Source organism: Streptomyces sp. CA-179760 (genome assembly GCF_050937045.1).
In the GTDB taxonomy this organism is placed as follows: Bacteria; Actinomycetota; Actinomycetes; order Streptomycetales; family Streptomycetaceae; genus Streptomyces.
Genome location: NZ_JBNJLZ010000001.1, coordinates 1,551,500 through 1,576,670, shown reverse-complemented (window position 1 = coordinate 1,576,670; position 25,171 = coordinate 1,551,500). Strand labels below are relative to the sequence as shown.

Genomic DNA, 25,171 nt, shown 5'->3' with positions numbered 1-25,171 from the left:
AAAGGGTTCGCTTTAAGGTGGGGGCCGTGAGCAGACAGATGGTGCGCCCCGGCGGCCGCAGCGCCCGGGTCCAGGCATCGGTGCACGCCGCCGTGCGCGAACTCGCCGCGGAGATGGGCCGGGATGCCCTGACGGTGCCGCTGGTCGCCCAGCGCGCGGGCGTGACACCGTCGACGATCTACCGCCGCTGGGGCGACCTCCAGGAACTGCTGTCGGACGTGGCGGTCGAGCGGCTGCGGCCCGACACCACGCCCGGCGACCACGGTGCCCTGCCGGCCGACCTGACGGCCTGGGTCGAGCAGTTCCTGGACGAGATGGCCTCACCCGCCGGCCGCGCCTATATCCGCGACGCCCTGCTCGGCGACCCGGACGGCGGCAACGCCGGCCAGTGTTCGGCCTACGCCGCCGAGCAGATCGGCCTCGTCCTCACCCGCGCGGCCGGGCGCGGGGAGCGGACACCCGACGTCGAGACCGTGATCGACCAGGTCGTCGCGCCCATCATGTACCGCATCCTCTTCCGCCCGGACGGCCTCGACGCCGCCTACGCCCGGCGGCTCGTGGCCGGGGTTCTCGCGGCGGCAGGAGACACTCCCTAGCCGATGAGGGGCTTGACCCAGCGCCGCCAGTGGTCCTCGCGGTGGTAGCCGGCCGCGGCCCAGGTGTGGTGGGCCTGTTCGTTGACTTCCAGGACCATGGCGTCGACGCGTCGCCCGCCCAGGGCCGCGAAGCGCTGTTCGGCGGCTTCGAGCAGGGCGGTGGCGATGCCTTGCCGACGGTGACCGGGGTGTACGGCCAGCCGGTAGGCGGAGCAGCGCCATCCGTCGAAGCCGGCTATGACGGTGCCTGTGAGGCGACCGTCGCGCTCGGCGAGGATCAGGGCCTCGGGATCCCGCGTGATGAGGCGGGCCACTCCGTCGTGGTCGTCGCTGATGCTGGTGCCTTCCGCGGCTTCGCGCCAGAACCGCAGCACGGTGTCGATGTCCGAGAGGGCCGCGCAGCGGATGTGAAGATCGCTCATGGGGCGAGCCAAGCAGACGGCCGGCCTGTCTGGCGAACCGGTTTCCGTACCGGGGAACCGCATGTTGGTTAGGGTGACAGCCGGAGACCGACGGCGCTCGCGCGGGCCGGGTCGGACACGACGGGGGGCTCGTTCGTGGGGAGTTGGCGCCCAGAGGTCATGGCTGCCCACCGGTCGGCGCCCGCGGTGCTGCCCCCGGCACCGCGCGGGTGGCTCGGGCTGATCGCGGTCCTCGCCGCGCTGGTGGTCGCGGCGCTCGGGGTCCTGTACGCCGGGCACGGCGAACCCGGCACGGTGGACGGGTGGATCCAGCCGGCGGTGGACGGTGTGCGGCCGCCGTGGCGCTACCTCGCTCTGGCCACGGACTTCCTGGGGGAGCCCCTGGGAGCGGCGGCGCTGGTCGTGGCCTCCGCGACGGGCTGCCTGCTGCTTCGGCATCCGCGCGCGGCGGTGCTCGTCGTCGCCGGCGCCGGTCTGACCGTGGGGACGACGAAGCTGCTCAAGCCCCTGGTGGGACGCACCATTCACGGCGCCGACAACCTGTCCTACCCGAGCGGGCACACCGCCTTCCTCACCGCGCTCGCCCTCGCGGTGGCGCTGCTCGCGACCGGCCGGCTCGGCCTCGGCAGGACGGCCGGCACGGTGCTCGTGCTCGGCTCGGGGCTCGTCGCCGGTGCCGCCATGGGCTGGGCGCAGGTGGCCCTCGGCGCCCACTACCCGACCGACGTACTCGGCGGCCTGTGCACCGCGCTTTCCGTGGTGCCGGCGACCGCGTGGCTGGTCGACCGGGTGGCCGGCGCCGGTCGCCGGGACCGTCTTTGACCGCGCGTCAGGTTCAAACCGAGCGGCGGAACACCGGCTTCACCGGCCGCCCGGCCAGCCATGGGGCGGGGTCCCCGGCGTCCAGTGCCTTCCGGTACACCGCGCATGCCTGGGCCACCACGTCGACGGTGCGATCGATGTCGGCGTCGTCGAGCGCGCTGCTCACCACGAACGACGGGGCCAGCACCCCGCCCGCGAGGAGCCGCCGCAGGAACAACGTGCGGTACTCCTGCGACGGCTGCCCGACCTCGTCGAGGGTGGCGAAGACCAGGTTGCTGGCCCGGCCCCGGACGACGACGTGGTCACTGACACCCATGCTTGCCGCGGCGTCGCGGACACCGGCGGCCAGCCGCTCGCCGAGGGAGTGCAGTCGCGCGGTGACGCCCTCCTCGACATAGGTGGTCTGCACGGCCATCGCGGCGGCCAGCGAGTGCGTTTCCGCACCGTGTGTGGTGGACAGCAGGAACACCCGGTCGCCGGAGTGCCGCAGCCCGCCCCGCTCCATCAGCTCGCGCCGCCCGGCCAGCGCGGAAACGGCGAACCCGTTGCCCAGCGCCTTGCCGAACGTGGAGAGGTCGGGGACGACGCCGTACAGGCCCTGGGCGCCCGCCTCGGACCAGCGCAAGCCGGTGATCATCTCGTCGAAGATCAGGACGCAGCCGTGCCGGTCGGCCAGCTCGCGCAGTCCGGCGAGGTAGCCGGGCGGCGGCTCGGCGTGGGTGGCGGGTTCGAGGATCAGGCAGGCGACCTCGTCCCGGTACCGGCTGAGCAGTTCTTCCGTGGCCTCCAGGTCCCCGTAAGGGAACGCCACGGTGAGGTCGGTGGTCGCCGCGGGAATGCCCGCGGCCATCGGCGTGGTGCCGATGAACCAGTCGTCGACGGAGAAGAACGGATGGTCGGCGCAGAGGGCCACCCGGGCACGACCGGTGGCGGCGCGGGCGAGGCGCACCGCGGCGGTGGTGGCGTCGGAGCCGTTCTTCGCGAACTTCACCATTTCGGCCGTCGGCACCGTGGCCAGGAAGCGTTCCGCGGCCTCGACCTCCACGATGGACGGCCGCACGAAGTTGCTGCCCCGGTCGATCTCCCGCCGCACCGCCTCGGTCACGCGTGGGTGGGCGTGGCCGAGGCTGACCGACCGCAGGCCGGACCCGTACTCGATGTAGCGGTTGCCGTCGACGTCCCACACGTGGGCGCCGCGGCCGTGACTGATGACCGGGGCCAGGTTCTCGGGGTACTGGTCGTCGCCCTTGGCGTAGGTGTGCGCGCCCCGGGGACCATGGCGTGCAGCCGCTCGTTCGCCAGCCGCGACCGGGGGAGGAGGAACTCTTCGGTGTCCACGCGAACTTCACCCTTCTTCCTGCTTCAGGACCTCGGCGAGGCTCGGTGCCTCCCGGTCCCGCTGGGACATCGAGGTGGCCGGCAGCGGCCAGGGTATGGCGAGTTCCGGGTCGTCGAAGGCGATCGTCACGTCCTCGGCCGGATCGTGCGGGCGGTCGATCCGGTACGAGGTGTCGGCGGTCTCGGTCAGCGCCTGGAAGCCGTGCGCGCATCCCGCCGGGATGTACAGGGTCACCTGCGTCTCGCCGGACAGGTCGAAGGAGGCCACGTTGCGGTAGGTCGGGGAGTCGGGCCGCAGGTCGACGACGACGTCGAAGATCCTCCCGTACGAGCACCGCACGAGCTTGGCCTCGCCGGCGCCGGAGCGCAGGTGCAGACCGCGCAGCACGCCCCGGACCGAGCGGGACACGCTGTCCTGGATGAAGGCGTCCGGGTCGAGTCCCACCGAGCGGACCACGTCGGCGTCGAAGGTGCGGCAGAAAAAGCCGCGTTCGTCGGCGTACGGGGTCGGCTCGAACAGGTACGCGCCGGCGATCTCCGGGACTGGGGTCGCTCTCATGAAGTCTCCTGCCGGGCGTGGGCGGCTGCCGGGGACAAGACCGCGGTCAGGGCGGTGAATTGGTGCTCGAGCTGCCGGGCGATGATCCGGTTCCGCTCGGCGAGGGTCCGGCGCAGTTCCGCCGAGCGCTTCTCCAACTCCCGGAACTGGTCGAGCAGCCGGTCGGCGTCGACCTCGCGGGCCGGGTGGCAGTACGCGGCGAGGCCCATCCGGTCCATGAGCGCGTCGCTCTTCGCCGCGTAGCTGAGTGCGAGCGTCGGCGTGCCGGACTTCAGCGCGCAGATCAGATTGTGGTACCGGGTCGCCACCACGGTGTCGGCGGCCGCCGTCTCCTTCGTCAGGTCCGCCAGCGAGGCCGCCTCGGCGGCGGTGACCAGCGGCGAGTCCACCGCGTCGAGGATCGCGGAGACCACCGGCGCGTCGCACGCGTCGCCGGTGAGCAGCCGGACCGTCCTGCCGTCCTCGACCAGCGCGCGGACGAAGCGGGTCGTCCCGTCGAGGTAGCGCCGGTGGATCTCCTCGGCCCGGGCGCGGTCGTCGTTGCCGCCGTGGAAGTCCATGACGCCGACGCAGACCAGGCCCGGCGGGCCCGACGGCCCGCTCGCCGGCGGCGGCAGGGCGAAGGCGAGGTCCGGGTAGACCTCGTCGCGCGCGGTGTCCACGCCCATCTCCCGCATCGCGTCACGGGACGGGGCGTCCCGGTACGACCGGTACGCGGCCAGCCGCGCCGACCAGCGCACCAGGGCCCGGGTCGGACGATCGCCGATCGGGGCGGCGCCGACGCCGACCAGCGCGACCCGGGTGCCGAGCAGCCGGCCGGTCGCGCAGAGCAGGAACAGGGAGTAAGGAAAGCCCCAGGGCCGCAGCGGCAGCGTGGCCTCCAGGACACCCATGCCCGGCACGATCACCACGTCGTGCCGGCGTACCCAGGCGGCGGTGCGGACCACGTCGACGAGCTTGCCCAGCCCCTTCCCCGCGATCGAGCCCGCACGGGACGCGGTCCGGTACTCCCCGCGGTACCAGTGCAGCCGCGTCGCGGGGACCCCGTACCGAGCCGTGACGACCTCGGGCCCGCCGCAGAGCGCGTCCACAACCGCCTTCGGATGCTCGGCGCGGAGGTACCCGAGTACGGCTTCCAGCGACCCGTCGTTGCCGAGGTTGCCTGAGCCGAGCAGGCCGAACACCCCGACACGTACGGGAGTTCTCATGTCCGCCGCCCCTCGCGCCCCGCGACGAGGTCGTCGACGGAGACGGTGAGCCCGGCCGGGCCGACCGGGGCGCGGTCCTCGACCCGCTCACCGGCGCCCGGCCGCACCCGGCTGGTCGTCCACGCGGCCAGGTGGCGGTAACAGGCGCGCCGGTCGGCCGCGGAGAGCGGCGCCCGCTGAATCGCCGAGACGAAGCCCAGGACGTACTCGGCCAGCAGCCGGGGCGTCGGGTGCAGCGGGCCCGCCCGGCGCGGGTCCAGGTTGACGCACCGGGAACGCTTGGAAGGGTTCGCCCGCTCGGCGCGGGTGGGGTGGTCGCGGCGGAAGTACAGCAGCTCCGGCACCTGATGGAAGGGCCCCTGCAGGACGATCTGGGCGACGAACGTCCGGTCCGCGTGGTGATAGCTGTCGTGGGGTTTCACCCGGCGCAGCATGTCGGCACGCATCACCCCGTAGAAGTCGTCACCGCCGGGCTCGAACAGGAAGCTGCGGAAGCGCTCCGGCGCGTGCGGGGAGGCGGTGGCGAGCCCGTACTCGTACGGGACCTTCACCTGCCCCTCGCCGTCGATGACCGCCTGGTCGGAGTGCGCGAGGACCACGTCCGGCCGCGCGTCCAGCGCCTCCACACAGCGCCGCAGCAGGTCCCGGGCGTAGAGGTCGTCGTGCGAGGCCCACTTGAACAACTCGCCGCGGCACTCGGTGAACACGTAGTTGTGGTTCGGCGCGGCCCCGATGTTCCGGCGCAGCCGGAGGTAGCGGACGCGTGAGTCCTGCGCGGCGTACTTGCGGCAGATGTCCTCGGTCCCGTCGGTCGAGGCGTTGTCGGAGACGACCAGCTCGAAGTCCTCGTAGGTCTGGCCGAGCAAAGCGTCGAGCGATTCGGCGAGGTACTGCTCGCCGTTGTACACGGGCAGGCCGATGCTCAGCCGGGGATGGGCGGTCATGACGTCCTCACTTCCGGGATGGGATGGTGCTGGTGCTCGCGGAGGGCGGACCGCAGATGCAGCCACCACATGGCCGACGCGCAGACGGTCGCGGCGGCGACGCCCCAGGCCGAGCCGACCGTGCCGCCCAGGACCGCGCCGCCGAGCCCGCCGGCGACGTAGCAGGCGGAGGCGAACAGCTGGCAGCGCAGGCTGCGCCGGGCCGCGGCGAGCGCACGCAGCCCGGCGGCAGCGCCGGTGCCGAGGCCGGCGCCCGCGACGCCGAGGGTGACCGGCACGATGAGCTCCGCGGCGGAGTGCCAGACGCCGCCGAGCACGAACTCGCCGAGCCGGTCCGGCATCAGGAGCAGTGCCCCGCCCCAGAGCAGCGCGGCGGCGGCCTGCCCGCCCCCCAGCAGGAGGCAGAACCTGCCGAGTCGGTGGGGGGCCCGTCGCAGCACCCGTGCCGCCTCCGAGACGGTGACCAGCGAAAGCCCCATCAGCACGGCGAGGAACGGGCCGAGCAGGAGCTCGGCGCCCCGGACCGCGCCCACCGCGCCGACCCCCACGATCGCGCCCAGCCCGTACGCACGCAGCTGGCTCGCGCCGCTGAGGCTGACGTTCTCGACCAGGTACCGGTAGCCGAGGTCGCGTTGCTCGCGAAGCCACGCGCGTGCGCGCGTCACCCGGGGCAGGATGCCGCACTGCACGTATCCGTACCCCGCGGCCACCGTGGCGGAAGCTCCCCAGGCGAGCACGAAGGCGGCCACGCTGCCCGCGCGGGCCGCCACGACCAGGGCGGGGACGAGCGCGACGCCCCACACGAGGTCGTTGACGAACGCCTTCCGTCCGGTGCCCGCGGCGAAGAACGCGTACCGCCAGGCGTCCTGGAGCAGCAGCCCCGGCAACATGACGCCGAGACAGGCGAACGCGGGCCCCACGCTGCCACCGGCAGCGAGTCCGACCGCCAGACACGCCGCACCGATGGCGGCACCGACGCCGAGCGCGGTGCCCGACGACCGGGCCACCGCCCCGCGCCAGGACGCGTCCGGCACTCCGCTGAAGCGGACCACGAGCGGATCGGTGGCGAGGCCGCGCGAGACGTTGAGCACCACGCCGTACGTCACCCAGGCGAGGCTGAACACGCCGAACGCGCTCACCCCCAGCGAGCGCGCCACGTAGATGCCCACCGCGAAGTTGCTGATGCTGGAGGCCGCCTGGTCGGCCAGTCCCCAGGACAGCCGGCCGACGAAGGCCCGCCGCCCGGATCCGGCGGGTGCCGTCGGCGCTGTCCCGGGATTCTCCTCCTCGGTGGTCATCGGCGTCATGCCTTGATCAGCCCGGCGCCGTGCAGGGCATCGGCCGCGGCGGCGACGGTGTCGAACGGCAGCCCGGACCGCTCGGCGACGTCCAGCAGACCGTGCTCGCCGTCGGAGAGGCTGAGCACCCAGAGCATGGCCATCTGGGCCTGCTTCGCGTCGCTGCGGCCGCCGAGCGAGTCGTACAGACCGCGCCTGCCGAGCTGTGGTTCGCCGTGGGGGCTGAGGTTGACGTACCGCCGGTTGCGGTCCAGCACGGAGAACGCCTCGCGGCAGACGGCGAGGGTGTCCGCCATCGCCTCAGGGGAGACGAAGTCCGGGTCGTCCGCCGAGGTGTGGTACTCGGGGTATCCGGCGTACGGGGTCCGGCTGAGCGAGCCCACGCCGAGATCGAACCCGGGCGAGCAGTACTGCCGCTCGTCGTAGCCGTACGGAGTGAACTCGGTGATGCCGTGCGGGCGTTCTGAGACGGCCAGCACATGCGCCATCACCCGGTCGATCTCCGCGTCGCCGCGCCTGCTCTGCTTGTACGTCAGTTGCCCCGGGTCCCCGGCGCAGGCCAGTACGAGGCCGTGCTTGACCCGGTCGATCCGCTCCGCGTTGCGGGCCAGCCAGGTGATCGCCCCGATGGTGCCGGGCGCGAAGACGAACCGGTAGGTGTGGTACGGCTTCTCCTCCGCCAGCGCCCGGGCCAGGAACGTCGCCACCGCGATGCCGGCCAGGTTGTCGTTGGCCAGCGACGGGTGGCAGACGTGGCAGGAGACGATCACCTCGTCGGCGACCTGCCCGGGCACCACGTGCTCGGCGTAGGTGAGGTGGCCGTCCGCGAGGGTGGAGTCGACGCAGACCTCGTAGTCGCCGTCCGGCAGCGCGTCCAGGGTCTCCTGGGCCAGACAGAACCCCCATTCCGGCTTGTAGTAGCTGGTGCGGTACGGCACCCAACCGGGATGGTCAGGCAGGGTGTGCAGGTGTTCGCGCAGCTCGGACAGCGGCATGGTCCGAGACACCGGCACGCTGTAGCCGAGCACGTGCAGACTGGACGCGGCGAAGTCGACGACCCGGTTGCCGGAGGCGTCGGCGATGTACGCGTCCCGGATGTTCCACTCCCGCGGCACCGTCCAGTCGAGCACCTGCGTCCCGGTCGGCACCTCGTGCACCCGCAGCGGGACGTACTCGCCGACGATCTCCAGGGTGGCGCGCACCCCGTCGCCGGTGATGCTCCGGCAGAGCGGGTAGAGCCGCTCCACCAGGGCGTGCATCTCCTCGCCGGCAGCGGTCATCGGCGCCACCGCAGGGTGGCGTCCACGGCACCGGCGTCGGACGCCGCGCGCAGCACGGCGAGCCGGGTGAACCGCCGGTCGAAGTCCTCCTTCGTGAGGCCGTGTTCGCGGTAGGCGTCGGCGAGCTCGAGCGCGCCCCGCTTCACCGTCCACTCGCAGTCGAAGCCGGGGACAGCGGAGCGGAACCGGGAGAAGTCCACCCGGTACGACCGCGGATCGGCGCCGTTCTCCCCGGTGATCACCACCTTCGAGCCGGACACCGCCTCGGCGACCTGCTCGGCGATCTCGGCGACCGTGACGTTGTTGGTCTCGCTGCCGATGTTGAACGCCCGGTCGTGCACCGCCTCCCGCGGCGCGGTCAGCGCGGCCGTGAAGGCACGGGCGATGTCGGCGGCGTGCACCAGCGGCCGCCAGGGCGTGCCGTCGGAGAGCACGAGCACCTCACCGGACAGCAGCGCGTGGCCCACCAGGTTGTTCAGCACGATGTCGGCGCGCAGCCTGGGGGAGTAGCCGAAGGCGGTGGCGTTGCGCATGAACACCGGGGTGAAGTCGCCGTCGGCCAGCGCGTGCAGGTCGTCCTCCACCCGCACCTTGGACTCTGCGTACGGCGTCACCGGGCGCAGCGGGGCCTCCTCGCCCACCAGGTCGTCACCGCCTGCCGCGCCGTAGACCGAGCAGGTGGACGCGTACAGGAAGCGCCGCACCCCGGCGTCGCGGGCCAGCCGGGCCAGCCTTACGGAGGCGTGGTGGTTGATGTCGTAGGTGAGCTCCGGCGCCAGCGATCCCAGCGGGTCGTTGGACAGCGCGGCGAGGTGGATCACGGCGTCCACCCCGGCCACGTGGTCGGCCGTGACGTCGCGCAGGTCGACGCGGTGCCCCGACGGGTCCGTGGGCGACGGGCCCAGCACGCAGTCGGCGAACAGGCCGGCGTCAAGCCCGACGACCTCGTGCCCGGCGGCGGTGAGGACCGGGGCCATCACGGTGCCCAGGTAGCCCTGATGTCCGGTCAGCAGTACGCGCATATGGTTCATCCCCCCAGATGGAGCGTGAGTTTGGTGACGTCGAACGCCTCGGCGTAGCGCTCGTGGCATTCGATGCCGCGGATCCGCGCGAGACCGAGGAAGGCCTCCCGGTCGTACCAGGGCCGGTGCCGCTGCGAGGGGTAGTGTTCCTGCAGCAGCCGCACCTTCCGTTCGGCGGTCTCCGGGGACAGCGGCTGGTACGCCGTGGGGCGGCCGAGGTCGCCGTCCCACTTGACGATCTCGTAGCCCAGTACGAGGTGGTCGCGGAACGCGGTGGGCAGCAACCGCGCCAGGCCGCGGTGGTCCTGGTGCGCGTCCTCGGTACGCGGGGCGAGGATCAGGTCCGGCTCGGTCCGCTCGCGCAGCTCCTCGACCGCGGCCTTGGCCTCCTCCCAGTGCGCGGGCAGCCGGCCGTCCGGCAGCTTGAGCACGGTCAGCCGCAGGTCGGCGCCAGGGCAGAAGGCGGCGAGCGCGGCCCGCTCCTCCTGCTCCCGCTCGCCGCCCCCGCCCGAGAGCACCAGCGCGTCGACGCGGACACCCGGCCGCGCGAGGCACAGCGTCAGCAGCGTGCCGCCGGCGCCGATGGCGATGTCGTCGCAGTGCGCGCCCACCGCGACGATCCGGTCCAGGGGCCCTGCCCCGAGCCGGATCACGCCCCGGCTCCGACGCTGTCCCGCTCCCACACGGCCCACGGGCGGTCGCCGCGGGCATACGCCTCGTCGAGCGCGGCCCGTTCCTTCACGGTGTCGGTCGGCTTCCAGAAGCCGCGGTGCTGATGCGCCACCAGCCGCCCCTGTTTGGCCAGCCGGGCGCATCCGTCCGCGACCAGGTCCCCGTTCTCCGGGATGTGGTCGAAGACCTCCTGACGGAGCACGAAGTAGCCGCCGTTCTCCCACAGCGGCATGTCGCTCACCGCGGTGATGCCTCCCACCAGGCCGTCCTCGCCCAGGTCCACACAGTGGAACGAGGACTGCGGCGGCACCACCATCATCGACGCACCGGCGTCACGCCGGGCGAACCGGTCGATCATCTGCGGCAGCGGGGCATCGGTGAGCACGTCGGCGTAGTTGGCGAGGAACATCTCGTCGCCGTCGAGGTGGTGCCGCACCCGGCGCAGCCGCTCCCCGATCGGCGACTCGATGCCGGTCTGGGCGAACGTGATCGTCCAGTCGGCGATGTCGGTGGACAGCAGCTCGGTGCGCCCGTCCCGCAGCACGAAGTCGTTGGAGGTCGTCTCCTCGTAGTTGAGGAAGAAGTCCTTGATGTGATGGGCCCCGTACCCGAGGCACAGGATGAACTCCTTGTGCCCGAAGTGGGCGTAGTAGCGCATGACGTGCCAGATCAGCGGCCTGGGGCCGACCATCGCCATCGGCTTGGGCACGTCGTCCGCGGCACCGCTCCGCATCCGCATCCCGTAACCGCCGCAGAACAGAACGACCTTCATGCCTTGACCTCGACAATGCTCGGTTCGACGATGCTCAGTTCCGGGATGGGGAAGACCAGCCGGCCGCCCCAGTCGTGCACGAAGGACAGCTGCTCGACCAGCTCGGCCCGCAGGTTCCAGGGGAGGACGAGCACGTAGTCCGGCTTGTCGGCGGCTATCCGCTCGGGCGGCAGGATCGGGATGCGGGTGCCGGGGGTGAACCTGCCGTGCTTGTACGGGTTCCGGTCGACCGTGTACGCGAGCAGGTCGGGCCGGATGCCGCAGTGGTTGAGCAGGGTGTTGCCCTTGCCCGGGGCGCCGTAGCCGACGACCGTCTCGCCGCGCTCGGCCGCGTCGATGAGGAACCGCAGCAGGTCCCGGCGCACCTTGGCCACCCGGGCGGAGAACTCGCTGTACCCGGACAGCTCCTGCAGCCCGGCGGCCTTCTCCCGGGCCAGCACATCGGCTACCCGCCGGGTTGGCTCACCGGCCACCTCGGCGGGCCGGGCCCACAGCCGGATCGAGCCGCCATGGGTGGGCAGCAACTCGACGTCCACGAGCGTGAGTCCGCCGCCGGCGAGGGCGCGGATCGCGGAGGCGACCGTGTAGTACTGGAAGTGCTCGTGGTAGATCGTGTCGTACTGGTTCTCCTCGATCAGGGTCAGCAGGTGCTGCACCTCGATGGAGACCCAGCCGTCGTCGGCGACCAGGGCGCGCAGCCCCTGGGTGAACCCGACCACGTCGGGGATGTGCGCGTACACGTTGTTCGCCACGACCAGGTCCGCCGGGCCGTGCTCGGCGCGGACGGCCGAGCCGGTGTCCGGGCTCAGGAACTCCGAGAGCGTGGGCACACCCGCGTCCCGCGCCGCGGCGCCGACGTTCACCGACGGCTCGATGCCCAGGCAGCGGATCCCCCGGTCCACCACGTGCTTCAGCAAGTACCCGTCGTTGCTCGCGACCTCGACCACGAAGGCCTCGGAGACGTCGGGGCCGTCGGTGCCGAGACCCACCCGCCGTACGGCGTCGGCGACGAACGTGCGCGCGTGCTCCACCCAGGACGTCGAGTACGAGGAGAAGTACGCGTACTCCTTGAACGTCTCCTCCGGCGTGATCAGCGGCGGGATCTGCGCGAGCCAGCAGTCGGTGCAGACCCGCAGGTGCAGCGGGTACGCCGGTTCCGGCTGGTCCAGTCGGTCCGCGGCGAGAAAGCTCTCGCAGGGCGGTGTCGCCCCGAGATCGACGACGCTCGACAGCGCCGCCGAGCCGCAGAGTCTGCATCGTGTCATTTACTGCCCCCCATTGATTCGGTCCCCCTTGATTCCGTCCGACCCGCGATCGCGGAGCGGTACCCCTCCACCAGGCGCTCCAGCCCGACGGCCGGGCTGAAGCCCTGCTCGTACCGCCGCCGGGCCGCCCGGCCCATCTCCTGATTGCGGGCTTGCCCTGCCGTGATCCGGCGCAGGCTCTCCGCGAGCGAGGCGGTGTCGCCCGGCCGGTGCAGCAGCCCGGTCACCCCGTCCTCGACGAGTTCGACGAAGGCGCCGTGACCGGCGGCGACGACCGGGACCCCCGCGGCCATCGCCTCGACGACGACCAGGCCGAATGCCTCCAGCCACGTCGAGGGAGCCACCACGGCGACGGCACCCGCGATGGCCCTCTGGCACTCCGCCGTGTCGTACAGGCCGACGTACCGCACGTCGTCCCGGCCCGCCGCCCAGGCGGTCACCTCCGGCTCCAGCGGCCCCGAGCCGGCGATCACCAGCGGCACGCCCACACCGCCGCTCGCCGCGACCTCGTCCCACGCGGCCATGAGCAGCCGCACGCCCTTGGCCTCCGCGAGCCGGCCGAGACAGAGCAGATGCTCGCCGGCGCCCTCGCGGCAGGTGCCCGGTTCGGGCACGAAGTTGTGCTTCACCGCCAGCCGCTCGGGCGGCATGCCGGCCCGCACCAGGACGTCGCGTTGCGCCGCGGAGATGCAGAAGAACCGCTCCACGCCGGACCACCACCGCCGCCGGTTGACCGACAGGCTGACCGCGAGCGGCACCGTCGCCAGCCGCGAGTTCCGGTAGCAGCCGTGCCGGACGGCGGGCAGCGGCGTCGACCCGACGCACGCCGTGCACGGCCGGCCGTCCCGTTGCAGCGTGCCCGGCGGACAGACCTGGGTGTAGTTGTGCAGCGTGGCGACGGCGGGCACGCCGGCGTCGGCGCAGGCGGCCAGCACCGCGGGCGACAGCAGCGGGAAGACGTTGTGGATGTGCACCACGTCCGGCCGCTCGGTGCGGAGCCGGGCGGCGAGCTCCGAGCGGACCTTGGGGTTCCACGGCACCAGCAGCGGTATCGCGGCCTTGCCCGGCAGGGAGCGGGCGGCGATGTCGTCGCTGCGCCGCTCGAACACCCCGACCCGGTGGCCGGCTCCCCGCAGCAGCGCCACCTCCTGGTCGACGACCTTGTTCTCCCCGCTCGGCTGCGCCGAGGCGTAGCGGTTGTGCAGTACGAGCACATGAAGGCCGTGCATGCTCAGGTCACCTCCGATGTCCGGGCCCATCGCGGGACACGTCGTTCGGGGACTTCGGGCGTCGAGAGGGCAGGGGCCTCGGCAGGTGCCGCCAGCAGCGAGGCCGCCACCGCCAGATGCAGCAGATACGGCGAGGCGTCGCCCAGCCCGGCCTCGGTGTACGACGCGATCGCGCAGTAGCTGATCAGGAAGATCGCGCAGGCCCTCTGCAGCGACGGAGGCCGCAGCAACGCGACGCCGCCCAGCACGACGATGACCGCCGCCACCAGGACGACGCCGGTCAGGCCCTGCTCGTGGTAGACGGCCAGCCAGCTGTTGTCGATCGGCAGCCCGCCGAACGACTTGTCGCCCAGGCCCGCGCCGAACAGCTGCTCCGAGGTCGTCCGGGGCGCCGCCAGCAGGGCGTTCCAGACCTTGGCCCGGCCGGTGAGGCTGGTGAAGTTCTCCTGGCTCTGCCCGCGCAGGAACCACGCCTGCAGCGCGGAGCTGAACCCCACCGCGGCCACGGCGGCGCACACCACCGCCCAGGCGAAGAACCGGCGGGCGGCGGCGCTGGTCAGGACCAGCGAGCCGATCGCCAGCGCCAGCCCGGTGAACAGGCCGAGCGTGGCCGTCCGGGTATGGGTCAGGGCGAGCAGGACGAGGGCCGGCACGATGACGAGCGCCGCACTGCCCCTGTCGGTCCGGCGGCCCAGCACGAGCAGCACGGTGAGCCCGATGATCACCGCGGCGTACTGTCCGATCTGCGGCGGGGTGAGCGGCCACAACGCGCCGACCAGCCGCCCGCCGTAGAGCTCGGGCATGGCGGCGCCCGGTGAGATGACCAGGCCGGCGGCCACCGACCCGAGGACCGCGAAGTACATCCGGATGTGGTGCCGGACGAACGTCAGGCCGCCGTCCCACCAGCGGCTGAGCAGCCACAGCGTGGTGACGAAGAGGGCCAGCCGGGCGCAGCGGAACAGCGCGCCGAACCCGGACTCCAGGCTCGCGCTGGAGATCACGCTCACCACCAGCAGCAGGGTGAGCAGGAACACGAAGGCACTGGCCCGGATACGCAGCCGGACATTGACGGCGAGCGCCAGCGCGAACGCGGCGACCAGCGCGCCCATGGTGACCATCTGGATGAGCGAGCGCGGCAGCGGGACGATGGTCTTCGCCCCGGCCGAGCCGAGCGTGTTGAGGACCAGCAGCCCCCAGGCCGTACCGACGATCTTCGGCATTTGGGACGTGGCCATCTCAATCACCGTCCCGCGCGCGGAAGGTGCTGCCCGCGTCCTGCCGGTACGGCGTGTTCCGCCACTGCCCGAAGTCGAGCACCCGGCTCGGGTCGTGGGCGACGAACTTCCACGGCCCGACGTAGACGTTGTCGTGCCAGCGGTTGTGCTGCTCGCGGGTGATCGCCTCCGCCACCCGCTCGCCCTGGTAGGGCGACCAGTCCGGATAGGTGCCGTAGTTGGCCAGCACTGCCATGCGGTCGCACTTCACCGTGCACCCGACGACGGACGTGTCCAGCACGAAGCGGTTGTGGTGGATGTCCACCCGCTGGGTCTTCCACCGGCAGTCGGCGTAGAGCGGTGCCCTGGCGATCCCCGGCCGCGCGCAGCGGTCGGTGTCCTTCACCAGCAGCGTGCAGTCACCGGACGAGGTGTTGGCCGGGCTGTTGCAGAACCGGTCTGCGTTCTCCCACAGGGTGATCCCGGACCAGTTGTTCTCCAGCACGTTCCGGTAGATCTCGATCTTGTCCGTGCGGGCTCGGATCCGGGGTTCGCCGCCGGACTCGGACAGGTAGACGGTCGCGAACGGGAAGGTGTCGCCGCGGTCGGCGGACCTGCGGCCCTCGACCCGGTTGTTCCGCCGGATCGTGTTCTCCCGGATGACCGCGTTGTAGCTGGTCTCGTAGATCAGCGCGGCACCGTCGTTGCCCTCCAGCACGTTGTCCTCGACGCGGAAGTCGTTGTTGTTGGTGTCCGCCCACAACCCGGCTCCCCGGTTGTCGTGCACCCAGTTGCCGCGCACGTCGGCGCCGTCGACGGCCCAGAACTTGATGCCTCCGGTGCAGCCGCAGCCCTCCCGCCGCCGCTCCCAGTCGTCGGTGTTGTTGCCCACGATCTCGTTGCCCTCGACCACCAGGCCGCTGATACGGCCCTTGGCCTTGTACGCGTTCATGCCGTACTGCCCGTTGTCGCGCAGACAGCTGGCGCGGACCCGCTGGCGGGCACCGGCCATCAGCCCGGCGCCGGAGTTGTTCCGGATCGTCGCGTGTTCGATCACCCACCCGTCGGCCGAGTCATGGTTGACCACGCCCTCGTTGTGCGGCGCGACGAAGCCCTGCACGGTCAGGTGGCGGACGGTGACGTCGCGGGCCGTGCCGCCGAACGCGTACTGGTTGGTCTTCCGGCCGTCGAGCACCGCGCCCGGCGCGCCGAGGTAGCGGTTCCCCTTCTTGGGGATGACCTGGGCGTAGCGGTCCGGCTCGAGCCTGTGCTTGCCCGGTCGAAGCCAGAACGTGGTGTTCGGAGGGTTGCTCTTCGTCTTCGCGGCCAGGTCGCCGGTCACCGCGGGGTCGACCGTCACCGCGCCCGCCGGTGCCTTCGCCGGCCCGGCCGCGGGCTCGGCGCACACCCGGGCCACGGAACGGGCCGTGGCCGAGGACGTGGACGGCGCGGTGGCCGGCTCCGGCCGTGCGCCCGGCGTGCTCTCACAGCCGGTCGCCGTCAGCAGGGCCAGCGCCAGCGGTACCGCCGGTAACACCCGGTGCCGCCACTTGATCCCCACGCTCCCCCTAGCCGTGGAACGTGAGGACGGTGGTGAACCCCTGCCCGCCGTCGGCGAAGCCGGTGCCGACCAGCGTGGTGGAAGGCTCCTTGCGCCCGAAGCCGGGGGAGTACCAGCCCAGCGGCGGGTCGCTCTCGCCGCGATGCGCCCGCCAGGACAGCTGCCCGGGCAGATCGAGCGTCGCGGAGCGGTCCTCGCCGTCCCGGGTCCAGGAGAGCAGTGCACGGTTCCCCGCCAGGTCCGCCGTGATCGCCGGCCCGAGGTGGAACGCCAGACGCACGCCCCGGCGCGGGCCGCGCACCTCGTCTACCACCCTCAACTCCTGGCTCACGGGGGTCAGTTCCACCCGGCGACGGTGCACAGACCCCTGGTAGCCGTCGTGCTCGGCGCTCCAGCGGGCCATGCCGTCATCGGCCGTGTCCGCGAACAGGACGCGGCTACGGGCCTGCCGCGTCCACAGGAACGGGCCGCCGGAGACGGACTGGTCACCGCCGTCCAGCTCCAGGGTGTTGTGGCCGAGGGTCGACCGGAAGTACTGCCGCCACTCGGGCTGCCCGTGGTAGCAGTACGTCCCCGGGTCGGCGAGCACGTCGACCCCGTCGTGCCGGACCTCCACGGACAGCGCGTCCGCGTGGGCGTGCGCGGCGATGGACAGGAACCCGTGCGGGCCACCGTCGCAGCGGCACCAGATCTCCCCGGGACCGCGCAGGATGGTCATGCCCGCGTCGGCGAAATGGGCCGGCCGGCTCACCGGGCGTGCGGTCGCCTTCGTCGCGTACGGCTTGATGAGCGCGGCAAGGAGCGGGGTGCGCACATCGGTGCCGGTCACCGCCGGCCACCAGGCGAGCCGCCCGAACACGGCGTCTCCGGTGGCCAGCAGCGAGCCCCAGCGATCGGTGCCCGCCCCGTCCACGACCAGTCCGTACCCGTCGTCCGCGTCCCCTTGGCGCGGCGGCCGCAACCGGCTGTCCACGACGGCCGCCAGCGCGTCGGTCATCCGCAGCAGCACCAGCCGGATCGACGCGGGGACCGGCACGGCGGCGGCATCCGCCTCGGCCACCGCCGCCAGGCCGAGCTCCAGTACCAGCCCGTGATACTCGGTGGCCAGCTCGCGGTTGAGGCCGGAGCCGAAGGTGTTGCCGCGCAGCTGCCGCTCCAGCGACCGCAGCGCGTCGGCTCGCCAGCGCGCCGAGGAGGGGAACCACCCGAACGCGCAGGCCGCTGCGAACTGCCCGGCCGTCTCGGCGATGACGTGGTTGTTCGCCGAGGACCCACGGCTGGGGAAGGCGGCCAGCCATCGCTGGTGGTGCCAGATCTGGTTCAGCGCCACCGGATTGCCCTCGAACAGCGCGGCCGCGCCCGGCCAGCCGTCGAGCAGCCGGCGGATCCACACCCAGGACAGCAGCCGGATCCCCAGCTCGATGCCGCTGATCCAGTGCACGCCCCGCAGCGGCGGGTTGGCCGTCCACCACGACCGCAGATGCGCGGCCACGCGCTCGGCGTACCGCTCGTCCCCGGTGAGCGCGTAGGCGGCGGCGAGCACGGTGAGGTACTGATGCCGGGACGGCTCCCAGATCTGCTTGATGTCCCCGACCGCGTCCTCGCTCCGGTACGGCACATCGAAGGCGTAGCCCTCCGGTGCCCGGCGCCCGGTCTTCGGGTCGTAGCACCAGTCCGGGTCGGCCAGGTCGTCGCGGTCCACCCCGAAGTACGTGGCGTGCCCGGCCATCAGCCGGTCCGCCTCGGCGACGAGTCGCTTCGCGGCGTCCGGCGGCACCGCGGCGATCGTCCCGGCGGGCAGTACCGCGGTGAACCGGGCGCCGGTCACGCCCGGGCAGTCCGGCCGCGCCGACCGCCACAACCGCCTGCGCACCACGTCGCCCGCCCGGCCGCCGACCTCCCGCGGCCCCATCCGGGACAGCCGCCGTAAGTACCAGCCCGGACTCCCCGAGATCACGGTCATCGCGTCCTCGCCAACGTCACCGGCGCGCCGCCGGCCAGACCGGCCCGCACGGCGAGGGTGGCCGACGTGGTGGCGACCAGCGACTCCAGCGGCACCGGCATCGGACCGCCGGTCCGCACGGCCTTGACGAACGCGGCCAGCTCGGCGTTCTGCCCCTTGTCCCGGGCCTTGGGCAGCCGCGAACTGACCCACCGCTTGCGGCCGTGGACCGTGGCACGGACGAAGTCGTCGAGCCGCAGCACCTTGCCGTCCGCGACGAGGTCCAGCGTCTCCTTCGGGAAGCCGGGCGCGCCGGTGGTGACGTAGCTGATGGTGGCGGTGGACTCGTCCGGATAGCGCAGAACGACCTGCAGATCGTCGTTGCCGGACGTGGCGACCGCGTACACCGAGACCGGGTCGGCCTCGAGCAGCCAGCTCGCCGTGTCGATGAAGTGCCCGCCCTCGCCGGCGAAGCGCGAGCCCTCCGTGCCCTGTCGGAGATACCAGCTGCCGTGCTGCAGCCGGCCGGCGTTGACAAGGTAGCGCAGGCTCGCCGGCCCGGTCCGGGCGCCGAAACGCGTCCTCGCCTCCCGCAGCAGCGGCGCGAACCGGCGGTTGAAGCCCACCTGCAGCCGGTCGTTGCCGGACTCCTCCACCGCGGCGAGCACACTCGCCAGCTCGTCCTCGGTGAGGGCCAGGGGCTTCTCCACGAACACGGCCTTGCCGGCCAGCAGCGCCCTCCGGGTCAGCTCGGCGTGCGAGCTGTGCCGGGTGACCACGAACACCGCGTCGACGGACTTGTCGCCGAGCACTGCGTCGAGATCGGTGGTCGCCTCGGCGAAGCCGAACTTCCGCTGCGCGTTGGCCCCGGACAGCGCCGTCGTGGTGACGACCGTGGACAACTCCACGCCGTCGCGCCCGGCCAGGTGCGGCAGCAGCATCGATGTCGCGTAGTTCCCCGCGCCGACGAACGCCAGGCGCACCGGCGTCCCGGCCGCACGGGCCGGACTCCGCTGCACGTTCACCGGGGGAACGGCCAGGGCCGGAGCCTCGGCCTCCACTGCCTGTTCGGGGTACCTGAACAGCACGGCCACGGCCTTCAACTCGCCGTCCTTCAGGCGCTGGTACGTCTCGACGGCGTCGTCGAAGCCGGCGATGTGAGAGACCAGGGGCTCCACGTCGACTCTGCCGCGGGCGGCGAGATCGAGGAAGCACGCCAGGTTGCGGCGCTCGGTCCAGCGCACATAGCCGATCGGGTAGTCCCGGCCCTCCAGCTCGTACTCCGGGTCGTAGCGCCCGGGGCCGTAACTGCGGGAGAACCGGACGTCGAGCTCCTTCTCGTAGTACGCGTTCCACGGCAGGTCCAGACGGCACTTGCCGATGTCGACGACCCGGCCGCGGTCCCGGCAGAGCCGCGCGGCCAGCTCGACGGGCTGGTTGCTGCCGCCGCCGGCGGCCAGATACACCTGGTCCACGCCGTGACCGTCGGTGAGTTCGGCGACGGCGGCTTCCACGGCCGCAGACTCGGGGTCGCCGCAGGCAGCCGCGCCCATGCGCTCGGCGAGCTCGCAGCGCACCGGGTCGGGGTCGACGCCGACGACGCGCACTCCCGAGGCGGTGAGGAGCTGCACCACCAGCTGCCCGATCAGCCCGAGGCCGATGACCAGAGCCACCTCGCCGAGCCCTGGCTCGCCCTGGCGGACGCCCTGCATCGCGATCGACCCGACGGTGCCGAAGGCCGCGTGCCGCGGTTCGAGGCCGTCCGGCACCGGGACGTAGAGGTTCTTCGGCACCCAGTTCAGTTCGGCGTGCAGCGCGTGCTCGTTGCCGGCGCAGGCGACGAGGTCGCCGGCCTTCACATCGTCGACCCCGGCGCCGACCTGCTCGACCACCCCGCACAGCGAGTAGCCGAGCGGCGTGTAGGAGTCCAGCTTGCCCATCACCTTGCGGTAGGTGGCGGGCACCCCGTTGGTGGCCACGCTCTGCATGACCTTGGCCACCTGGTCCGGCCGGGAACGCGCCTTGCCCAGCATCGACATGCCGGCCTCGGACACCTTCATCAGCTCGGTCCCGGTGGAGATCAGCGAGTAGGAGGTGCGGACCAGCACACCTCCCGGCTTGCACCCCGGCACCGGCACGTCCAGCACCGCCAGCTCGCCGCTCTTGTAGTTCTGTACGACCTGCTTCACTCGATCTCCCCAGAAGTCGCGCTGCGGTACCAGTACTCGAGGGTCAGCACATGCCATAGGTGCTTGGAGAAGTCCTGCTGCCCGGCGGCGTCCTCGGCGACCATCCGCCGCAGCGCGTCCCGGCGCAGGAACCCGGAGCGGACGAGCTCGCCGTCGTTGATCACCTCGCGCACCAGCGGCGCGAGATCCCGGCTCATCCAGGCCCGCAGCGGGGCGCTGAACAGGCCCTTGGGCCGGTAGACGATCTCCTTGGGCAGGATCGAGGTGGCCGCCTCCTTCAACACGGCCTTGCCCTGCCGGCCGACGATCTTGCGATCGCCGGGGAAGGCGAAGGCGGCCTTGACCACCTCGACGTCCACATACGGCACCCGCACCTCGGTCGACGCGGCCATGCTGGAGCGGTCCGTGTACGTGAGGTTCAGGCCCGGCAGGAACATCCGGGCGTCACCCAGGCACATGCGGTTCACGAAGTCGTCGAGGTGGTTGTCCTCGTAGACGTCCCGGTGCTCGGTGAGCACGTCGTCGACCGTGCCGGCCAGATCCGGGTTGATCAGGCCGAGCAGCTCGTCCTGGTCGTACATGGTGTAGCTGCGCCGGAACGCGGTCTCCTCCGGCAGATCGGCGAAGGAGAGGAACCGCTTCGCGAACCGCACAGAACGCAGCCCCCGGCGGCTGGTGGCGACCGGCAGCCGGTCCACGGCCGCGTACACCCCGCGCCGCACCGGCCGCGGAACCCGCTGATAGCGCAGCGCGATCAGGTTGGCCAGGTGCTTGCGGTACCCGGCGAACAGTTCGTCGGCGCCCATCCCCGAGAGCATCACCTTGACCCCGGCTTCCCGGGCGGCCTGGCAGATCAGGAAGGTGTTGATCGCGGCGGGGTCGCCGATCGGCTCGTCCAGGTGGTACGTCATCCGCGGCAGCAGGTCGAGCACGTCCGGGGCGATCTCGATCTCGCGCAGGTCGACGCCGAACCGCTCGGCCACCTGCCGGGCGTAACGCAGGTCGTCGGGCATCGCCTCGAACTTGGCGTCCTCGGCGCGGAATCCGATGGTGTACGCGGAGATCCCGGGCTGTTCGCGGGCCGCCAGAGCGGTCAGGTAGCTGGAGTCGAGCCCGCCGGAGAGGAAGGCCGCCACGGGCACGTCCGAGAGCATGTGCCGCCGGGTCGACTCCTCGACGATGGCGGCCAGGTCCGGCTGCTCGCCGCTCCGGGCCCGCTCCCGGCCCTCGGCGGCCACGTCCTTCAGCTGCCAGTACCGGCCGCGCTCCACCCGGCCGTCGGGCCGGTATCGGAGCCAGCTCCCCGGCGGCAGTTTCTCCGCTTCGCGGAACGCGCACCGTGAGTCCGGCACCCAGTAGTAGAGGAGCGAGGCCACCAGCGCCGCATGGTCCACCTCCAGTGTCCCGCCGGTGGCGGCGGCGAGCGCCTTGAGCTCGGAGGCGAACACCAGGCCCTCACCACGCCGGAGCAGGAACAGCGGCTTGATGCCCAACTGGTCGCGGGCGAGGACCAGTTCACCGGTCCGCTCGTCGAAGATCCCGAACGCGAACATGCCGCGCAGCCGGGGCAGGCAGTCCGTGCCCCAGCGCCGCCAGGCCTCCAGCAGCACCTCGGTGTCGGAGGTCCCGCGGAAGCGCACCCCGGCGGCCGCCAGTTCGGCACGCAGCTCGGGCGCGTTGTACAGCTCGCCGTTGTACGTCAGGGCGAGGCCGTCCGAGACCATCGGCTGGGCGCCGGTCTCGGACAGGTCGATGATGGACAGCCGGCGGTGCCCGAGCTGCACTTCGCCGTCACCGACGGGGTGGCCGTAGCGGCCCGCCCCGTCCGGCCCGCGGTGGGCGAGGGTGTCGGTGAGCCGGTCGGTCACGATCTTCCCGTCCGGCCATCGGTACGTGCCCGCGATGCCACACATGTCCTACCGTCCCTCCTGGTCGCTGTCCGGGACTCCCGCCGCCCGGATCGGGAGTCGCTCCGTCGGCCGCCGTCCCTCCCCCACTGCCTGAACGGCGTGCGAGGTACCCCCGCCGTTCAGCCGGGCCGGCCGCTGGCTGGGGCCGCGCGGCGCCGTGTGCGGGCCGTCCCACAGGGTGCCGTCGGTCCGGTCGCGCGGATCGGGGTCGATCAGCACCACGCCGAGCACCGAGATGCGCTGGTCCGCGAGCTGTCGTGCCACGGTGTGCAGCCACGCCGCGCTGCCGTGCCCGGCACGGACGACGAGCACGGTCCGGGTGCCCAGGTACCGGAGGTCGGTCCACGCCGTGCCGGGCGTCACCGAGCCGACGCCGAGCCGTAGTTCCCGCTGCGGCACGGCCGCGGCCTCATCGCCGTTGACCACGGCCGGGTCTCCCGGCTTCGGGCGGCGGCCCGCGAGCTGCCGGCCGGGCAGACCGTCGACGACGGCCACCGGCCCCTGTGCCGCCAGTGCCCCGGCGAGGTCCAGGGCGATCGCGCTCGTGCCGCGCGCGCAGCCCAGTTCCAGCAGCGACACCGGTTCCGCGGAGCCTTGTACGGTGCGGGACAGGGTCGTGGTGAGCCGTTCGCGTGTCGCCCTGGTCCGTCGGCGCTGCCACATCCTGGCCCGCGCCGTACGGGGCAGCTCCGCGATGACCGAGGCGCCGAGGTTCGCCGCGATGTCCCGGCGCAGCACCGGGCGGTCCGCCACCACCGTGCCGACCGCGGCCACCGCGAGCCCGAGGACCAGCCCGAGGACGAGTCCGATCGCGGCGTTGGTGGCGGCGGTCCTGGGCAGGGAGTGCCGCACCGCGTGCGGGGCGTCCACGATCTGTGTGCCGGCGACGAGCTGGGGCGTGCCGATGCGTGCCTCCGCGGCGCGCTGGCCGAAGTCGGTGATCCGCGAGGTGAGTTCGGCCCGGCGGGCGAAGAGCGACTCCATGTCCGCCGACGCCTTCGGGTCGCTCTGCGGCGGTCCGTCTCCGATCGTCTTGTTGACCTGGGCGAGTTCGTCCCGCATCCGGTCACGCTGGTCGAGCAGGGTCTTGGCCTCGGCGTTCGCGGCTTCCCGTATCCGCTTCACATGGTCCGCGACGAACGCGTCGGCCAGCGCCTCGGCGCGGGCCACCGCTTCCGCGTCGCTGTCACCTGTCGCGTCGATCTGCAGCAGGTTGTTGGTCAGGCCGGTCCCCGCGTAGTCCCGCATGAAGTCCTCCGGTTTCTCCGGGGACCCGAGGGACCGCAGGGCCTGGCCGGCGATCCGCGTGGTCTGCAGCAGTTCGACGTCGGTGCGGATCAGCGTTCCGGGGTCGTTCGGCTGGTCCTCCTGATGCGCGACCAGCACTTTGGTCACCGCGGTCGGTGGCGGCGGCAGCAGGATCGCCACCGCCGCGCCGACGAGCAGCCCGAGCAGCGCCATGGAGCTCCAGAGACGGCGCCGCCTGCGCACCGCCACCACCAGTGCCTGCAGGTCCAGCAGCGGGGCGGCGGCCGACGACTCCGACGTCGTACTCGTCGTCGTCACACCGAACCTCCTGCCGCGTTGTCGCCGACCGGGAGCGCGGGCGCGGCATCCCGGGGACGGCCGGCGGACCGCGCGGGACGGGCCCGGACCGTACCGGCGACGACGATGCCCACGACCTCGTGCCGGGCGTCCGCGCACGCCTCGGCGATGCCCGACAGCTCCCCTGCGGTGCGGCTGCCCGCGCTGAGCAGGACCAGGGCGCCGGATTCGTGGCCACGGTCGGGCACGATCGGCTGGGACGCCGACGCCCTCACCACCCGCAGCTGTGGATCGCCCTCGGCCTCGGCGACGAGCTGCCCGGCGGCCCGGTGGGCGATCTCGTCGCCGTCCGGGACAATGACCAACAGCCGTCGGGGGAGGGAACTTGCTCCCGGATGCGGGCGCACACCCGCCGGTAGCGGAGCTGCCTCCCGGCCTCGTCGCCGGACGTCCGCGGACTCGGCAGGTCCCACCGGACGTCGACGCCCAGCAGCCGGCGGATCCGGGCCCGCGGGCCATCGTCTTCCGGCCGGTGCGCGGGCAGTTCAGCGGGAACGTCGACGGTCCCCAGTGGCGTCGATCCCAGCGCCGCGGCGATCTCCGGTTCGCCGCGCAGCCGGCGACTCGTCCGCGCGGCGGTGAGATGACCGATGACAGCGAGCAGGAAGAACAGCAGCGCTCCGCCGCCGACGAGCTGCGTCCTCGTCGGCGGTGCCTCGCCGTCCGGCCGGGCCGCCGGCCCCATGACGACCATATTGGCCTTGCCGGCAGCCGGGTCGGCCTCGTCCAGTTTCTTCATGGCCTCCTGCAGCGTGGTGCGCAGCTTCGCCAGCTCGGTGCGGGTCTGCACGCTCTCCACGGTCTGTCCCGGATCGGCCGCGTCGGCCAGCTCGGTGATGCGGCGGCTGGTCCGCACCACCATCTGCCGCAGTGCCTCGGGCCGCGCCGCCGCCTCGGAGTCGGTGTCCTCGCCCGCGATCCGCGCGGCGAAGGCGACGAACTGCCGGGCCACCTGGTCGGAGAGCCGCTGCGCGCGCTCCGGGGTGTCGCCCGTGCCCGAGATCTTGATGATGTTCCCGTCGGCGGCCTCGGCGCTCACGCGGTCCCGCAGCTCGCCGCCACTCACCCCGGCCCAGTCGAGCGTGGCGGCCGCGCGGTCGACCACCACCGAACTGCTCGCGATCTGTGCCTGAGTCAGCAGCTCGCGCTCCTCCCACGCGCCCGGCAGCAGTACCGAGGCCGACGTCGTATAGCGCGGGGGGAACAGCAAGGAGGTGCCGTAGCCGACGAGCGCGCCCAGCACGGCGAGGAAGAGGAGAAGCCGCCCGCGCCGACGGATAATCCGCCCGATCGTGACCAGGCGTATCGTTTCATCGTTCAACT

The 25,171-nt window shown here is 72.5% G+C and carries 19 protein-coding genes and 2 pseudogenes; 2 read left to right on the top strand and 19 right to left on the bottom strand.

Annotated elements, in window-relative coordinates; genetic code table 11:
- The first annotated feature begins 38 nt into the window (after positions 1–38).
- Positions 39–596, top strand: coding sequence for a TetR/AcrR family transcriptional regulator (locus ACQEV8_RS06880; RefSeq protein WP_432972496.1), 558 nt, complete (start codon positions 39–41; stop codon positions 594–596).
- Here the strand turns inward: ACQEV8_RS06880 and ACQEV8_RS06875 are convergent.
- The gene (locus ACQEV8_RS06875; RefSeq protein ID WP_432958217.1) at positions 593–1,018 is read right to left on the bottom strand and encodes a GNAT family N-acetyltransferase; all 426 of its coding nucleotides are present in this window, start codon (positions 1,016–1,018) and stop codon (positions 593–595) included. The two genes, ACQEV8_RS06880 and ACQEV8_RS06875, sit on opposite strands and share 4 nt — an antisense overlap.
- A gap of 159 nt (positions 1,019–1,177) precedes the next feature.
- Here ACQEV8_RS06875 and ACQEV8_RS06870 point away from each other — a divergent pair, with 159 nt between their 5' ends.
- Positions 1,178–1,840 carry a phosphatase PAP2 family protein gene (locus ACQEV8_RS06870; protein ID WP_432958215.1) on the top strand — a complete coding sequence of 221 codons (663 nt, stop codon included), beginning with the start codon at positions 1,178–1,180 and terminating at the stop codon, positions 1,838–1,840.
- Between the two features lie 13 nt (positions 1,841–1,853).
- On the opposite strand, the pseudogene ACQEV8_RS06865 reads toward ACQEV8_RS06870, so the two are convergent.
- The 18 genes and pseudogenes from ACQEV8_RS06865 to ACQEV8_RS06780 all read right to left on the bottom strand — a co-directional run bounded on the left by ACQEV8_RS06865 (position 1,854) and on the right by ACQEV8_RS06780 (position 25,169).
- A pseudogene (locus tag ACQEV8_RS06865) lies at positions 1,854–3,178 on the bottom strand (glutamate-1-semialdehyde 2,1-aminomutase).
- Between the two features lie 7 nt (positions 3,179–3,185).
- Positions 3,186–3,737: a dTDP-4-dehydrorhamnose 3,5-epimerase gene (gene rfbC / locus ACQEV8_RS06860; RefSeq protein WP_432958213.1), complete on the bottom strand. Its 552-nt coding sequence runs from the start codon at positions 3,735–3,737 to the stop codon at positions 3,186–3,188.
- Positions 3,734–4,945: a polysaccharide pyruvyl transferase family protein gene (locus tag ACQEV8_RS06855; RefSeq protein ID WP_432958211.1), complete on the bottom strand. Its 1,212-nt coding sequence runs from the start codon at positions 4,943–4,945 to the stop codon at positions 3,734–3,736. Before ACQEV8_RS06855 ends, rfbC begins: the two co-directional genes overlap by 4 nt.
- Positions 4,942–5,889 carry a glycosyltransferase family 2 protein gene (locus ACQEV8_RS06850; RefSeq protein ID WP_432958209.1) on the bottom strand — a complete coding sequence of 316 codons (948 nt, stop codon included), beginning with the start codon at positions 5,887–5,889 and terminating at the stop codon, positions 4,942–4,944. The genes ACQEV8_RS06855 and ACQEV8_RS06850 overlap by 4 nt, the downstream gene beginning before the upstream one ends.
- Positions 5,886–7,187 carry a hypothetical protein gene (locus ACQEV8_RS06845; RefSeq protein ID WP_432972493.1) on the bottom strand — a complete coding sequence of 434 codons (1,302 nt, stop codon included), beginning with the start codon at positions 7,185–7,187 and terminating at the stop codon, positions 5,886–5,888. The genes ACQEV8_RS06850 and ACQEV8_RS06845 overlap by 4 nt, the downstream gene beginning before the upstream one ends.
- 5 nt (positions 7,188–7,192) lie before the next feature.
- Positions 7,193–8,476, bottom strand: a complete 1,284-nt coding sequence (locus ACQEV8_RS06840) for a DUF4910 domain-containing protein (RefSeq protein ID WP_432958207.1) — start codon at positions 8,474–8,476, stop codon at positions 7,193–7,195.
- Positions 8,464–9,489: an NAD-dependent epimerase/dehydratase family protein gene (locus ACQEV8_RS06835; protein WP_432958206.1), complete on the bottom strand. Its 1,026-nt coding sequence runs from the start codon at positions 9,487–9,489 to the stop codon at positions 8,464–8,466. The genes ACQEV8_RS06840 and ACQEV8_RS06835 overlap by 13 nt, the downstream gene beginning before the upstream one ends.
- 5 nt (positions 9,490–9,494) lie before the next feature.
- Positions 9,495–10,142, bottom strand: coding sequence for a PIG-L deacetylase family protein (locus ACQEV8_RS06830; RefSeq protein ID WP_432958204.1), 648 nt, complete (start codon positions 10,140–10,142; stop codon positions 9,495–9,497).
- Positions 10,139–10,933, bottom strand: coding sequence for a glucose-1-phosphate cytidylyltransferase (locus ACQEV8_RS06825; protein WP_432958202.1), 795 nt, complete (start codon positions 10,931–10,933; stop codon positions 10,139–10,141). Before ACQEV8_RS06825 ends, ACQEV8_RS06830 begins: the two co-directional genes overlap by 4 nt.
- Positions 10,930–12,198: a class I SAM-dependent methyltransferase gene (locus tag ACQEV8_RS06820; protein WP_432958201.1), complete on the bottom strand. Its 1,269-nt coding sequence runs from the start codon at positions 12,196–12,198 to the stop codon at positions 10,930–10,932. Before ACQEV8_RS06820 ends, ACQEV8_RS06825 begins: the two co-directional genes overlap by 4 nt.
- Complete coding sequence (locus ACQEV8_RS06815; protein ID WP_432958199.1) at positions 12,195–13,427, bottom strand: glycosyltransferase; 1,233 nt, start codon at positions 13,425–13,427, stop codon at positions 12,195–12,197. The genes ACQEV8_RS06820 and ACQEV8_RS06815 overlap by 4 nt, the downstream gene beginning before the upstream one ends.
- 2 nt (positions 13,428–13,429) lie before the next feature.
- The gene (locus tag ACQEV8_RS06810; protein WP_432958197.1) at positions 13,430–14,662 is read right to left on the bottom strand and encodes an O-antigen ligase domain-containing protein; all 1,233 of its coding nucleotides are present in this window, start codon (positions 14,660–14,662) and stop codon (positions 13,430–13,432) included.
- A gap of 1 nt (position 14,663) precedes the next feature.
- The gene (locus tag ACQEV8_RS06805) at positions 14,664–16,202 is read right to left on the bottom strand and encodes a right-handed parallel beta-helix repeat-containing protein (RefSeq protein WP_432958195.1); all 1,539 of its coding nucleotides are present in this window, start codon (positions 16,200–16,202) and stop codon (positions 14,664–14,666) included.
- A 7-nt stretch (positions 16,203–16,209) separates the two neighbouring features.
- Positions 16,210–18,165 (bottom strand): alginate lyase family protein, encoded by a 1,956-nt coding sequence (locus tag ACQEV8_RS06800; RefSeq protein WP_432958193.1) that lies wholly within the window; start codon positions 18,163–18,165, stop codon positions 16,210–16,212.
- Positions 18,162–20,333 (bottom strand): bi-domain-containing oxidoreductase, encoded by a 2,172-nt coding sequence (locus ACQEV8_RS06795; RefSeq protein WP_432958191.1) that lies wholly within the window; start codon positions 20,331–20,333, stop codon positions 18,162–18,164. The genes ACQEV8_RS06800 and ACQEV8_RS06795 overlap by 4 nt, the downstream gene beginning before the upstream one ends.
- Positions 20,330–22,246 carry an asparagine synthase (glutamine-hydrolyzing) gene (asnB, locus tag ACQEV8_RS06790; protein WP_432958189.1) on the bottom strand — a complete coding sequence of 639 codons (1,917 nt, stop codon included), beginning with the start codon at positions 22,244–22,246 and terminating at the stop codon, positions 20,330–20,332. Before asnB ends, ACQEV8_RS06795 begins: the two co-directional genes overlap by 4 nt.
- A gap of 3 nt (positions 22,247–22,249) precedes the next feature.
- Positions 22,250–23,809, bottom strand: a complete 1,560-nt coding sequence (locus tag ACQEV8_RS06785; protein ID WP_432958187.1) for a Wzz/FepE/Etk N-terminal domain-containing protein — start codon at positions 23,807–23,809, stop codon at positions 22,250–22,252.
- Positions 23,806–25,169 (bottom strand): annotated as a pseudogene (locus tag ACQEV8_RS06780) (Wzz/FepE/Etk N-terminal domain-containing protein). Before ACQEV8_RS06780 ends, ACQEV8_RS06785 begins: the two are co-directional and overlap by 4 nt.
- Positions 25,170–25,171 lie beyond the last annotated feature (2 nt).

Excerpts from the sequence above, each read along its gene's own strand:
- ACQEV8_RS06880 (WP_432972496.1), top strand. The coding sequence starts at position 39 with ATGGTGCGCCCCGGCGGCCGCAGCGCCCGGGTCCAGGCATCGGTGCAC.
- ACQEV8_RS06875 (WP_432958217.1), bottom strand. The coding sequence starts at position 1,018 with ATGAGCGATCTTCACATCCGCTGCGCGGCCCTCTCGGACATCGACACC.
- ACQEV8_RS06870 (WP_432958215.1), top strand. The coding sequence starts at position 1,178 with ATGGCTGCCCACCGGTCGGCGCCCGCGGTGCTGCCCCCGGCACCGCGC.
- rfbC (WP_432958213.1), bottom strand. The coding sequence starts at position 3,737 with ATGAGAGCGACCCCAGTCCCGGAGATCGCCGGCGCGTACCTGTTCGAG.
- ACQEV8_RS06855 (WP_432958211.1), bottom strand. The coding sequence starts at position 4,945 with ATGAGAACTCCCGTACGTGTCGGGGTGTTCGGCCTGCTCGGCTCAGGC.
- ACQEV8_RS06850 (WP_432958209.1), bottom strand. The coding sequence starts at position 5,889 with ATGACCGCCCATCCCCGGCTGAGCATCGGCCTGCCCGTGTACAACGGC.
- ACQEV8_RS06845 (WP_432972493.1), bottom strand. The coding sequence starts at position 7,187 with ATGACCACCGAGGAGGAGAATCCCGGGACAGCGCCGACGGCACCCGCC.
- ACQEV8_RS06835 (WP_432958206.1), bottom strand. The coding sequence starts at position 9,489 with ATGCGCGTACTGCTGACCGGACATCAGGGCTACCTGGGCACCGTGATG.
- ACQEV8_RS06825 (WP_432958202.1), bottom strand. The coding sequence starts at position 10,933 with ATGAAGGTCGTTCTGTTCTGCGGCGGTTACGGGATGCGGATGCGGAGC.
- ACQEV8_RS06820 (WP_432958201.1), bottom strand. The coding sequence starts at position 12,198 with ATGACACGATGCAGACTCTGCGGCTCGGCGGCGCTGTCGAGCGTCGTC.
- ACQEV8_RS06815 (WP_432958199.1), bottom strand. The coding sequence starts at position 13,427 with ATGCACGGCCTTCATGTGCTCGTACTGCACAACCGCTACGCCTCGGCG.
- ACQEV8_RS06810 (WP_432958197.1), bottom strand. The coding sequence starts at position 14,662 with ATGGCCACGTCCCAAATGCCGAAGATCGTCGGTACGGCCTGGGGGCTG.
- ACQEV8_RS06800 (WP_432958193.1), bottom strand. The coding sequence starts at position 18,165 with ATGACCGTGATCTCGGGGAGTCCGGGCTGGTACTTACGGCGGCTGTCC.
- asnB (WP_432958189.1), bottom strand. The coding sequence starts at position 22,246 with ATGTGTGGCATCGCGGGCACGTACCGATGGCCGGACGGGAAGATCGTG.